This is a genomic window from Rhizobium sp. BK008 (assembly GCF_014197345.1).
Lineage (GTDB): Bacteria > Pseudomonadota > Alphaproteobacteria > Rhizobiales > Rhizobiaceae > Rhizobium > Rhizobium anhuiense.
This window is the reverse complement of sequence record NZ_JACIFK010000011.1, coordinates 166,538-178,946: the sequence shown is the minus strand read 5'-3', so window position 1 is coordinate 178,946 and position 12,409 is coordinate 166,538. Positions and strand designations below refer to the sequence as shown.

General features: G+C 60.7%; 13 protein-coding genes. 5 read left to right on the top strand and 8 right to left on the bottom strand.

The window, feature by feature from the left end; genetic code table 11:
* Positions 1–3: 3 nt before the first annotated feature.
* The 8 genes from FHT69_RS31360 to FHT69_RS31325 form a co-directional block, all read right to left on the bottom strand.
* The gene (locus FHT69_RS31360; RefSeq protein WP_047617475.1) at positions 4–1,011 is read right to left on the bottom strand and encodes a type II secretion system F family protein; all 1,008 of its coding nucleotides are present in this window, start codon (positions 1,009–1,011) and stop codon (positions 4–6) included.
* Positions 1,012–1,018: 7 nt separating this feature from the next.
* On the bottom strand, positions 1,019–2,494 hold the full coding sequence (locus tag FHT69_RS31355) for a CpaF family protein (protein ID WP_028756124.1): 1,476 nt from the start codon (positions 2,492–2,494) through the stop codon (positions 1,019–1,021).
* A gap of 82 nt (positions 2,495–2,576) precedes the next feature.
* A complete protein-coding gene (locus FHT69_RS31350; RefSeq protein WP_097544457.1) occupies positions 2,577–3,854 on the bottom strand; it encodes a CpaE family protein in 1,278 nt (425 codons plus the stop codon).
* A 14-nt stretch (positions 3,855–3,868) separates the two neighbouring features.
* Positions 3,869–4,627, bottom strand: a complete 759-nt coding sequence (locus tag FHT69_RS31345) for a CpaD family pilus assembly protein (RefSeq protein WP_028757052.1) — start codon at positions 4,625–4,627, stop codon at positions 3,869–3,871.
* The gene (locus FHT69_RS31340) at positions 4,624–6,123 is read right to left on the bottom strand and encodes a type II and III secretion system protein family protein (protein ID WP_028757051.1); all 1,500 of its coding nucleotides are present in this window, start codon (positions 6,121–6,123) and stop codon (positions 4,624–4,626) included. Before FHT69_RS31340 ends, FHT69_RS31345 begins: the two co-directional genes overlap by 4 nt.
* Positions 6,124–6,135: 12 nt before the next feature.
* Complete coding sequence (gene cpaB / locus FHT69_RS31335) at positions 6,136–6,951, bottom strand: Flp pilus assembly protein CpaB (RefSeq protein ID WP_047617469.1); 816 nt, start codon at positions 6,949–6,951, stop codon at positions 6,136–6,138.
* 110 nt (positions 6,952–7,061) lie between these two features.
* Complete coding sequence (locus tag FHT69_RS31330) at positions 7,062–7,574, bottom strand: prepilin peptidase (RefSeq protein ID WP_183906429.1); 513 nt, start codon at positions 7,572–7,574, stop codon at positions 7,062–7,064.
* A 123-nt stretch (positions 7,575–7,697) separates the two neighbouring features.
* A complete protein-coding gene (locus FHT69_RS31325; protein ID WP_047617466.1) occupies positions 7,698–7,883 on the bottom strand; it encodes a Flp family type IVb pilin in 186 nt (61 codons plus the stop codon).
* A 379-nt stretch (positions 7,884–8,262) separates the two neighbouring features.
* On the opposite strand from FHT69_RS31325, the gene FHT69_RS31320 reads away from it, so the two are divergent.
* From FHT69_RS31320 to FHT69_RS31300, 5 genes are all read left to right on the top strand, one after another.
* Positions 8,263–8,673, top strand: coding sequence for a pilus assembly protein N-terminal domain-containing protein (locus tag FHT69_RS31320; protein ID WP_028756117.1), 411 nt, complete (start codon positions 8,263–8,265; stop codon positions 8,671–8,673).
* A gap of 114 nt (positions 8,674–8,787) precedes the next feature.
* Complete coding sequence (locus tag FHT69_RS31315) at positions 8,788–9,423, top strand: TadE/TadG family type IV pilus assembly protein (protein ID WP_028757047.1); 636 nt, start codon at positions 8,788–8,790, stop codon at positions 9,421–9,423.
* Entirely contained in the window at positions 9,423–10,004 is a 582-nt protein-coding gene (locus FHT69_RS31310) for a TadE/TadG family type IV pilus assembly protein (protein WP_028756115.1), read from the top strand. The genes FHT69_RS31315 and FHT69_RS31310 overlap by 1 nt, the downstream gene beginning before the upstream one ends.
* A 154-nt stretch (positions 10,005–10,158) precedes the next feature.
* Positions 10,159–11,379, top strand: a complete 1,221-nt coding sequence (locus FHT69_RS31305) for a phosphopentomutase (RefSeq protein ID WP_028757045.1) — start codon at positions 10,159–10,161, stop codon at positions 11,377–11,379.
* Positions 11,376–12,344 (top strand): adenosine deaminase, encoded by a 969-nt coding sequence (locus FHT69_RS31300; protein WP_183906427.1) that lies wholly within the window; start codon positions 11,376–11,378, stop codon positions 12,342–12,344. Before FHT69_RS31305 ends, FHT69_RS31300 begins: the two co-directional genes overlap by 4 nt.
* The last annotated feature ends 65 nt before the right edge of the window (positions 12,345–12,409 follow it).

Sequence of the window (12,409 nt, the reverse complement as noted above, 5' to 3'; positions counted from 1 at the left end):
CGGCTAGATGTCAAAATTGACCATGTTACGCATGACGAAGATACCGATCGACATCCAGATCGCAGAGACGCCCATGATGAAATGGCCACGCGGATCGGTGAAAAGGATCATCATGTAGTTCGGCGAGGTGAGGTAGACGAGAGTCGCGACGATGAAGGGCAGAGCGCCGATGATGACGGCAGACGCCTTGGCTTCCATCGAGAGCGCCGAGACCTTGGCTTTCATCTTCCTGCGCTCACGCAGCACCTTGGAGAGGTTGCCGATCGCTTCCGACAGATTGCCGCCAGCCTGCGACTGGATGGCGATGACGATGGCGAAGAAGTTGACTTCCTGGAGCGGCATGTGGGTCGTCATACGGGCGCAGGCGTCGGGGATGCTGAGTCCCACCTGCTGCGCCTCGATCACCCGCAGGAACTCGCTCTTGACCGGTTCTGTGCCTTCGGTTGCGATGAGACGGATCGCATCGTTGAGCGGCAGCCCCGATTTGATCGAGCGGGTGATGACGTCAAGCGCATTGGGGAGCTCGTTGAGAAACTTGTTCTGGCGGCGCTTGATCAGGAAACCGAGGATCCAGCGCGGCAGGCCGAGACCGGCGACAACGGCGATACCGACCATGACCATCAAGGAAGCACCGACGACCAGAGCCACGAGCAGCAACACGCAGGCGAAGATGGCGCTGAAGAGATAGAATTTCGCCACCGAGATCGACAGGCCGGCCTGCACCAGCCGGGATTTCAGCGACAGGGTTTTCTTGGTCTTTTCGTGCTGGCGCTTTTCCAGATCCTTCAGATTGTCCTGCACCGATTTGCGGCGCTTCGACAGCTCCTGTACCCGATCGCGGGCAGCCTTGACCTTGACCCGGTCGCTTTCGGCCGATTTGACGCGGTTGATACGGCTTGCCGATTTCTTGTCGGCCTCGATCCGGGAAAACATCAGGGTATAGGCGACCGCCGCCGCGGAGACGGCGGCGAGGACGACGATTGCCAGCACTATCGGATCGAACCCGAACATATCTCGCCTATTCCTTCGTTTTCGCTTCCATCGCGTCGAGGGCGGCGGCAAGGCGCTTTTCCTCGTTGAAGTAGCGGGCGCGATCCCAGAAATGCGGCTTACCGACGCCGGTCGACATGTGCCGGCCGATCAGGCGGCCGCCCGCATCCTCGCCTTCGATCTCGTAGCGCATAAGGTCCTGAGTGATGATGACGTCGCCTTCCATGCCGATCACCTCGGTGATCTGGGTGATGCGGCGCGAACCGTCGCGGAGGCGCGCCGCCTGGATGACGACGTCGACCGAGGTGGAGATGATCTCGCGCACCGTCTTTGCCGGCAGGGTGAAGCCGCCCATGGCGATCATCGATTCGATACGGCTCAGGCATTCGCGTGGCGTATTGGCGTGGATGGTGCCCATCGAGCCGTCGTGACCGGTGTTCATCGCCTGCAAGAGGTCGAAAACTTCAGGTCCACGCACTTCGCCGACGATGATACGCTCGGGACGCATGCGCAGGCAGTTCTTGACGAGATCGCGCATGGTGATCTCGCCCTCGCCTTCGATATTTGGCGGGCGCGTTTCGAGACGGACGACATGCGGCTGCTGCAGCTGCAGTTCAGCCGTATCCTCGCATGTGATGACGCGCTCGTCCCTGTCGATATAATTGGTGAGGCAGTTCAGAAGCGTCGTCTTGCCCGAGCCGGTGCCGCCCGAAATGACGACGTTGCAGCGCACGCGCCCGATGATCTGCAACACGGTCGCGCCTTCCGGCGTGATCGCGCCGAAACGGACGAGCTGATCGAGCGTCAGCTTGTCCTTCTTGAACTTGCGGATGGTGAGCGCCGGTCCGTCGATCGACAGCGGCGGCGCGATGACGTTGACGCGCGAACCGTCAGGCAGGCGTGCGTCGCAGATCGGGCTCGATTCGTCGACGCGCCGGCCGACCTGGCTGACAATGCGCTGGCAGATGGAGAGAAGCTGCGCATTGTCGCGGAAGCGGATTTCCGATTCGATCGTCTTGCCGCCGACTTCGATGAAGGTCTGGCCGGCGCCGTTGACCATGATATCGGCGATATCGTCGCGCGCCAGCAACGGCTCCAGCGGGCCGTAGCCGAGCACGTCGTTGCAGATATCCTCGAGCAGCTCTTCCTGCTCGGAGATCGACATCGCGAAATTCTTGATGGTGATGATGTCGTTGACGATGTCGCGGATTTCCTCGCGCGCGCTTTCGCCGTCGAGCTTGGAAAGCTGCGAGAGATCGATCGTATCGATCAGCGCGGAAAAGACCTGCGCCTTGGTGTCGTAATATTCATCGGTGCGGACGGGGCGCTTGCGCTGCGGCGTCTGCATCGGCGGCGGCGTCACCTGCTGGCGAGCGGGCTCGCGCGACGGTTCGACCAAAACGGAGGGTGAAGAGGCCGCGGGGACGGCGGCCGGAGCCGGCGGCGGGGGAGCAATCGCCCCTCCGGCCTTTCCGAAACCTTCGTTTCCGCGTTTTCCAAACATACCGCTCGATCCAATCTGCTCTATCTTTTTGTCTTCACGCAATTCCGGACGCAAAACCGCTGTTGCTGGAATTGCTCTTTGTCTACTTGCGTTTCAGGAGGCCCAGCAGGCCGCCCTTCTTCGCCTTCTTGATCGCGACACGGCCGGTGACGATGTGCGATATCTGCGAAAAGGTTTCCGCCGTCGGCGATTTCGGGTCGACTTCCGAGATCATCCGGCCGCTATTGGCGGCATTGCCGAAAAGATTGATGTCGAAGGGGATGATCGCGATCGGATCGATCTCCAGCGGTTCACAGAAATCCGACGGCGAAATCTCCGGACGTTTCGGCATGCCGACCTGATTGAGGATGAGATGCGGCGGCTTGTCGTTCGGCCGCATCTTGCGCAGCGCATCCAGCATGTTCTTGGCGTTGCGCAGGTTGGCGAGATCGGGAACCGCTGTGATGACCACCTCGTCGACGCTCGACAGTACCGACCGCGTCCATTCCGACCACGCATGCGGCACATCGAGCACGGTAACGGGCGCACTGCGCTGCAGGACATCGAGCACCGGCTGGAAGGCCTGGCCGTCAAAATCGTAGGCGCGGTCGAGCAGCGAGGGTGCAGCAAGCAGGGAAAGATGCTGGGAACACTTCGTCAGCAGGCGATCGAGGAAGACCTCGTCGAGACGATCAGGCGCGAAGACCGCTTCCGCGATGCCCTGCGCCGGATCCTGGTCGAAGTCGATGTTGGCCGTGCCATAGGGCAGATCGAGATCAGCGAGGATCGTCTCGGTGGAGAAGAGATTGGAAATGCCGAAAGCGCAATTATGCGCGATGGTCGAAGCGCCGGTGCCACCCTTCGAACCAATGAAGGCGATGCTGCGGCCGAGAGGCTCGGCTTCCGGATCGACGAAGATCGAGGCCATCGCCGCCAGGATATCAGGCATGGCGACGGGCTGGACCATGTATTCGGAAATGCCGTTGCGGATCAGCTCGCGATAAAGCCCGATATCGTTGTAATAACCGATAATGACGACTTTGGTCGTCGGATCGCAGACGGCAGCGAGCGGCGCGAGTTCGCCGAGCAGGTTTGCGGCATTGGCCTTGCTCTCGAGGATGATGAGGTTCGGGGTCGGGGCGCCGGAAAACATATTGGCGGCAGCGGCAATACCGCCGCTGGTGATGCGCATGCTGACCTTCGCCACGCGCCGATCATTGGCGCAGCGTTCCATGACCTGCTGCAGGGCCTCGCTCTCACAGAAGGCGTGGACGGAGATACGCGGCAGCGGCCGCATATTTTCCAGATCCGCCATGCGCACCGCCTCATCGGCGATGCGAAGCTCGCTGGGATTCCTGATTTCGTATTCGATCGCGCTCATCGTCCCGTTCCGCCTCAGAAGCCGCTGTTGCTGTCGGCGATATCTTCGATCGTCGACGTCGTCGTCCGGTATTCCTGGATGGCATTGTTGCGCCGCTGCGCATCGATCGGGGTCATGCCGCGGGGCGCCACCAGATCCTCCGGATTGGCGATCTGGGCGGCAAGGTTGTTCTGCGAGGCGCAGCCGAAATTATAGTAATTCTGGTTGGTCAGATCGCTCGAGATGTCCTTCGGCCACTGGCCGCATTGCGTGGTGACCGCCGTGGTGCCGGTAAAACTCAGCCGGATCGGCGCCGCATCGCCTGAACCGGCAGCGGCATAGGAGGTGTTGACGATTTTCGAGCTTGCGATCCCCCTCGAGGCCAGTTCGGCGCGGACCTGGTTGCGCAGCTGGTAGGCCGCCGCCGAATTGGGCGAACCTTGCGGCGACAGCACGTAAACCGGGCCTGAGGCGCGCATGCGGTAGTTTGCTGCAAAACCGCGGATGAGGTCGCGCTGCGCGATGGTCAGGCGGCGATCGGTCGAGGCGACGGGTATATCCACCGTCTGCTCCGCTTCCGTCACGATGATCGGGTGACGGGCGCGGTAATCGTCGGGGATGCCGCCTGTTGTCAGCTGGTCATGGGGGCCGGCGCATCCGGAAAGGATCGCCACCGAAACGCCGGCTGCCGCCAGAAGTGCCTTCGAGAGTCCGAGGCGGGGTGTCGTCGAATTCATATGGGCCATCGCCTGATCTCTGTTTTGTGCCATTGCTGCCGATCGTGCCCCGCTCATTTGTAGATGAACCCGATCGAGCCGTGGAACTGCGCGTCGGCGACGGGCGCCTCGCGGCGGCCATAGACCTTGTTGACACGGTTGAGGAAGAAGGTCGCACCGTCATTCTCAGGGCTGAAATTGTCGTCCGGCCGGTTGAGCTGATTGCGTGCCACCGGACGCACCAGATAGGGCGTTGCGATGATGACGAGTTCGGTTTCCTGACGCTCGAAACCCTTCTGGCGGAAGAGCGTCCCGAGCAGCGGGATCTTCGAGACGCCGGGCGTGCCGCCCATCGTCTGAGAAACATTGTCGCGGATCAGGCCGGCCAGCGCGATCGAACCGCCCGACGGCAGTTCCACCGAAGTCTCCGCCGAACGGCGCTGGTAAGTGGCGTTGCCGCTGCCGGCCACCGGTTCGGAGACATTGGTCTTAATCTGCAGGCTGATTCGTCCCGAGGACAGCACGACCGGCTTGAAGGCCAGGTTGATACCGTAGTTGAACGGCGTGACGGTGACATTGCCGTCGCTGTCGGTCGTCGAATAAAGCTGCTGGCCACCGGAATTGAAGGTCGCGGCCTGGCCCGATATCGCCGTCAGCGTCGGCTCGGCGAGCGTCTTGACGACTTTGGCCTGCTCCAGCGCGTTGAGGTAGGTCGAAATGTCGTATTTGCCGATAGAGCTCTTGAAGAGCGCCGCCAGGCCGCCTCCAACCGTCGATGTCGCGACGTCGGCGCTCGGACTGCCGAGTTGGGCGACGGTCATTCCAGAAGAACTGGAAACCAGATTGTCGAAGCCGAGTTGCTTCAGCACCTCGCGGCGAACCTCGGCGATCGTCACCTTGAGGGTGACCTGATCCTCACCCTCGATCTGCAAGAGATTGACGACCTGCGAGGTCTGACGGCCTTCGGCAAAGAGCGCCACCGAGCTGTCGCCGCCGGTGCCGGATGCCGTCTCGGTTCTGGTCGTCGCCTCGCCGCCTTTCAGGAAGACCTGCGCCAGATCGGCTGCCTGCGTGGCATCCTGCGGCGTGCGCACGGTGCCGGTCAGCACGATATTGTCGGAGACGATTTCGACGTTGATGCGGGAGTCGGGAATGAAGCGGCGGAGATTGACTTCGAGACCGGAGACGTCGCGCTCGATCTCGATGTCGAGATTGACGATCTCCTGCCCGCCGGCGCCGAAGACAAAGATATTGGTTTGGCCGACCTTCTTGCCGAACAAGTAGATTCGCCGCGAGGTGCGGGTCACGGCATCGGCCATGGTCGGATCGGATACGAGGATATCGTGCGCATCCTCCGGCAGATCGACGACGACGGCCTTGTTCAGCCCGAGCTTCAGCCGACGATGGGCATCAGGGCCGGTCTGCGAGATGCGGATCAGACTTTCGGAATCGGCACGCGCCTCGCCTGCCCCGAGAACTGGAACGAACGAGGCCGGCACTATACCGGAGACGCCGATTACCAGCGAGAGGCAACCTGTCAGGAGAAGTCCGCCGCGCCGCGTTGAATTGCCCATTTGCACGTCCTTTTACTCCGCCTTCGGTGCTGCGCTGGCATCCGTGACGATGGCGCCTGATTTGATGACCTGAATGATCGCACTGCCGTTGTCGCCGCTCAGGAGATAGTCGGCTGCACTGGTATCCTGCTCCTGCGCATCGGCGACCGAGCGCAGCGCCAGCGACAGCCGGTCCGCCATCTGCTGGGCGACGGCGAGAACCTTCGTCTGGTCGGGCGTGAGCTCGAGTGTCGCGGTCGTGCCGACCACCGATTTCGAGCCGTCGTCCTTTTCCTGGATCTGCTGGTCGATGGCGAGAACGCGGACATTGCTCAGCACGGTTTCGGTGATGAGCTTGTCGGCCTCAGCGCCCTTGCGGACCATGATGACGTCGACACGGTCGTTCGGCAGGATGAAACCGCCGGCGCCTGTTGCCACCGATATCTCGGTCGCGACGGCGCGCTTGCCGGCCGGCAACAGTGAGGAGAGGATGCGGCTGTTGGAATCGGCAACCTTTTCCGGCCGGATCGGTTCGCCTTCGAAGATCGGAAGACGCACGACGGCGCCCTGCAGATCCTTGATCGCATCCGGCTTGTCGGCTTCGGTGATGAGGCCCGGGACGACACCGCCTTGCGGCCAGGCCATCCAGTGTATCGACTTTTCATCCAGCCTTGCGCCGACCGGCAGATTGGCGCTCGAGACGAGGATGTTGACGGTCGGTTCCTTCTCGATGACCGACTGGACCTGGGTGACGACACCACCACGGCCTGCCATCTGCATCGCCAAGAGGCCGGCAAGGCCGGCCGCCACCACGGCGACAGCTAGGATTATAAGGCGGGCCGGTTTCATCGATCATTCCTCAGGGCACGATATGTTCGCCCTGCAGAATGCTCAGCAATTGGTATAATTATGGTTAATGGAACGCTTACATTTTAAGTTAACGAGCATTTAAAATGCCGTTATTTCAGGCTTTCCAACGCGGCGAGGAACAGCGGCGACGAAGGAAAGGCCATGAAGCCGCCGATCGCGATCGCGATGCCGTAGGGGATCTTCTTGGCGAGAAGGACCGAATTCGGAACCGGCAGGCCGATGGCCAGGATGGTGTTCGATTGCGCTCTCACCAGCAAGATCAGCAAGGTGATCAGGCCGCCGATGGCGGCGACATCAAGCATCAGGAAGGCGAGGGATTGGTTCAGGCCGAACCAGAGAGCGGTGGCGCTCAACAGTTTGGCGTCGCCGCCGCCCATCACATTGAATGCAAAAAGAGCGAAGCAGGCGCAAAACACGATGGCAGCGGCCGCAAGATGCATGCCGATCGCACCCAAGGCCAGGCCAGAGAGCGGTGCAAGGAGGAAGAAGGAAACAATGAGGATCAGAGATACGCGGTTCGGGATCGTCATGGTGAACAGATCCGAGAACGCGGCCATAGCGAGGCAGAATGGCAGTATCACGAAGACTGCAGTTGCGATCATGCGTATACCCCGATCGTGACTTGATGCGAAAAGGCTCACGGCCGTTCAGCCTGTGAGCCCACTCGATAGATCGGTCAGAGCGAATCCGGCCGTATTATTGGTCGCCGCCCGACGGCCTTTGTCTTAGTTCGACGCGGTAACGCCGGTATTCATCTTGGTGCTGAGATTGTTGAACGTGGTGCTGATGCTGTTGCCCAGGCTCGTTGCGCCGGTGATGAGCGCTACGGAAATGAGAGCGGCGATCAGGCCGTATTCGATTGCGGTCGCGCCGGATTCGTCCTTCAGAAAACGGCTAAAAAGCTTGGTCATGGTAACTCCTAACTCCAGTTGATGTTCAGCACGTCCGCCAACTGTTGCCGTTGATCGGATGACTGCAACCTAGCGAATGGCCGTTTCCATCGGCTTAAGGAAAAGAGTTAACGAGATGCGAATGAGGCAACAGGCCTTTGTAGAGTCAGTATTTTCTTGCACACTTACCTCAATATTTAATGATATTCCTGGAATAACAGGTGCGTTCATCCGGAAATAGCGCAGATTCCACCTCCAACCGAGACGTGTATCACTCTAAACCCGTGCCAAATCGGATCATTGCGCTTCATCTCGGAACAGGATGCCAGGCTTAAGGCTTCGTTCACCATTTTTTTCCATTCTATGCGGATATTGCGCTGTGATCGTGAAAGAGGACCAAATGTCATCGAGCGGCAAAACCATTTTCTTTGCCGGCATGATCGCCGTTTTCGGTGTTTCGGGAGTTTCCGCGGCCGCAGACGATGACATGCTGCGTGTTTATATGGATCACGCGCGCGTATTGAAACTCGACCGCCCCGTCAGCAAGGTCATCGTCGGCAACGCCAAGGTCGCCGATGCGACCGTCGCCGACGCCAAGACCATCGTGCTGACGGGACGCAGCTTCGGCACCACCAATCTGGTCCTTCTCGATGCCGACGGCAATGCGATCCTCGACGAACGCATCCTGGTGTCGATTGACGAAGGCAATACGGTGCGCGTCTATCGGCAGACCGAGCGCTCCGTGCTGTCGTGCACGCCGAATTGCGAGCAGCACGCACAGCAAGCGACCACCGCCGCCGCCTCGCCCTGATCGGTTTACTTCAGTTCTTCGACCATTCGTTAAAATCGTCGTGTCAGGTTGAAACGGAAAATCAACGAACGGCTCCTAGTGTGGCGGACGGAGAATGTCGCTCGGATCCAGGTAATGACGGTAATTGATCAGAAAACGGATAAAGCGCGCGTCTCCGCGCCAATCCGTTTCTCATGGTTTCGCGGTCTCGCCCGTTCGCGCGATGGCGCAGCGGCGATCGAATTCGCCCTGCTCGCCATTCCCTATTTTCTGGTGATTTTCGCAATCCTCGAAACCTTCGTCGCCTTCGCCGCCGAGGAACTCGTGTCCAACGCCGTCGATACGATGAGCCGCCGGATGCGGACCGGGCAGATCACCTACAATCTCGGCCGCACGACCGATATGAACCAGGCGCAATTCCGCCAGGCTTTCTGCGATGAAATCTCGATCCTGATCAGCTGCTCGGCGAGCGAGGTCGCCACGCCGAGCAAGCTGTATCTGGATGTACAGACGTTCAGCACTTTCTCGGCCATTCCGACGACGATCCCCAAGCTTTCCACCGACAGATATGCCGACATCAACCCGGCTGCCTTCAAATACGCGCCAGGTGGCGCCGGCACCATCAACATGGTGCGCGCCTACTACCGCTGGGAAATCATCACGGATCTGGTCAGGCCCTATATCACCACGATACGTCCCTCCGACGGTTCGATGCCCAGCCAATATCTGATCGTCGCGACCGCGGCCTTCCAGAACGAGCAGTATCCATAATGGCGCTGCGCAACCCATTCACCAGACTCGTACTGACGGCGCGGCGACTCATCCGAGACCGCAAAGGTGCCGGAGCGATCGAATTTGCGATCCTCTTTCCCGTACTCGTCATGCTCTATATCGGTGCTTTCGAAATCACGATCGGCCTCAGCGTCAGCAAGCGTGTGACGCGCGCCGCGGGGTCAGTGGCCGACCTCATCACCCAGCAGCAGTCTGTTACCAAGAGCGCGCTCGCGCAGATGCCATCGGTCGCAACCGCGATCTTCGTGCCCTACAGCGCGACGACGCTGACGATGAAGATCACCGGGATTACCATCGACGCCGGCGCCAATGCGAAAGTGCTCTGGTCCTGGGCCCAGGACGGGACTGTGCCCTATGCCAAGAACGCCACAGTGAGCAACGTGCCGTCTGACATGAAGACGGCAAACAGCTTCCTGGTCCGCACCGAGGTTAGCATTCCCTATACGATGTTCCTGTTCGCGCCGAACTTCATGCCGGACGGCATGCGCACGATCACCATCAGCCGCAGCTATTACTATCGCCAGCGGCAAGGCGACTCGATCCCCTGCGGCGACTGCTGACCGCCCTTCCCTTCTTCTCTGCGAAGTGTTGAAGCGTCCTTTGCGCGTCTGAAACAGATGCGCGGCGCTGCAATTTGCCAAGCCGGCCCCAGCATTATATGGCTGGATCTCAACCGCCTTCGATATTGCGGCGATCGGCTCTTTCGGGTGTAAAATGGCGCGTGCCTTTCTTTTCGTTCTGGATTCCTTCGGCGTCGGCGGGGCGCCGGATGCGGCGGCCTATGGTGACGAGGGCGCCGATACGCTCGGCCATATCGCCGAGTTCTGCGCCGCCGGAGCCGGAGACCGCGCTGGTTTGCGCGAAGGACCGCTTTCCCTGCCCAATATGTCGGAACTCGGGCTCATGCAGATCGCGCGATCCGCCTCAGGCCGTTTTCCGGCCGGCATGCCTATCCCGGAGAAGGTCTACGGCATTTATGGCGCCGCCACCGAAATCTCCCGCGGCAAGGATACGCCGTCAGGCCATTGGGAGATCGCGGGAACACCTGTCAGTTTCGATTGGGGTTATTTCCCGATGGAGGGCGACGCCTTTCCTGCCGAATTCATCGAGGCGCTGTGCATGGCGGCCGATGTGCCCGGCATTCTCGGTAATTGCCATGCCTCGGGAACGGAGATCATCGCCCGGCTCGGCGAGGACCATATCCGCACCGGCAAGCCGATCTGCTACACGTCCTCGGATTCCGTCTTCCAGGTCGCGGCGCACGAGGAGCATTTCGGCCTCGATCGCCTGCTGGCGTTTTGCCGTTTGGCCCGGGGGCTGCTCGATTCCCACAATATCGGCCGCGTCATCGCCCGACCCTTTATCGGTCAGTCCGCCTCTACCTTCCAGCGTACCGGAAACCGGCGTGACTTCTCCGTGCTGCCGCCCGAGCCGACACTGCTCGACCGGCTGATCGAACACGGCCGGCATGTGCATGCTGTGGGAAAGATCGGTGACATCTTCGCACATCAGGGCATTTCCAGGGTCATCAAGGCAAACGGCAATGAGGCGCTGATGGATGCGTCGCTCGCGGCCATCGACGAGGCTGAGGACGGCGATCTCGTCTTCACCAATTTCGTCGATTTCGACATGATCTACGGCCATCGCCGCGATGTGCCGGGCTATGCCGCGGCACTCGAAGCTTTCGACGCGCGCTTGCCCGAAGTCCATAAGAAACTGAAGCCTGGCGATCTCGTCGTGCTCACCGCCGATCATGGCTGCGATCCGACCTGGCGTGGCACGGACCATACGCGCGAGCGCGTGCCTGTCATCGCCTACGGCCCCGGCATCCGGTCGCGCTCGATCGGCGTGCGCCGCAGCTATGCCGATATTGGCGAGAGTATCGCACGGCATCTGGGCATTCCAACCGGACCGCACGGAAGGAGTTTTCTGTGACATCGCATTTGAAGAAGGTCGAACTGCACTGCCATCTGGAGGGTGCGGCGCCGCCAGCTCTGACCGCGGCGCAGGCACGGAAATACGGCGTCGACATCAGCGCGGAGCTTCGCGACGGGGCCTATGTCTGGCATGATTTCGCAAGCTTCCTCGTATGTTATGACAAGATTTCCGAGGTCTACAGAACCGAAGAGGACTATGCGCTTCTAACCGAGACCTATCTCGACGAACTCGCCGGCATCAATACGATCTACAGCGAACTCATCGTTTCGCCCGACCACGGCAAGCGCATCGGACTGGGGGCCGACGCCTATATGTCAGGTATCTGCGAAGGCATCCGGCGGGCCAGGGAAAAGAGCGGCATCGAGGCTCGGCTGATCGTCACCGGCGAGCGGCATTTCGGCCCGGAGAGCGTGATAGGTGCTGCCGAATATGCTGTTAAGGCCGGCAATCCTCTGATAACAGGCTTCAACCTTGCCGGCGAGGAGCGCATGGGGCGCGTCGCCGACTACGCCCGTGCCTTCGATATCGCCCGGGATGCCGGCCTGGGGCTGACCATCCATGCCGGTGAGGTCTGCGGCGCGTTCAGCGTTACCGACGCGCTCGATGCGGTGCGTCCTTCGCGCATCGGCCATGGCGTGCGCGCCGTTGAGGATATCGATCTGGTGAAGCGGCTTGCCGATCTCGGCACCGTGCTCGAGGTCTGCCCGGGCTCCAATATCGCGCTCGGAGTCTTTCCCGATTTCGCCTCCCATCCGCTGCGCCGGCTGAAGGAAGCAGGCGTCAGGGTGACGATCAGCTCGGACGATCCGCCCTTCTTCCATACCGCGCTGGAGCGGGAATACGAACTTGCCGCCGGAGCCTTCGGCTTCAGCGACGCCGAGATCAACGGCATGACACAAACGGCGATCGAAGCGGCCTTCGTCGACGAGGAGACACGCAAGGCCCTGCTTGCCCGGATTTAAGGACGAGAGGCTGGGGAAGATTGGCCTCCACTCTTGCAGTCGGGCCGATTTCCGTGAAAGAAACA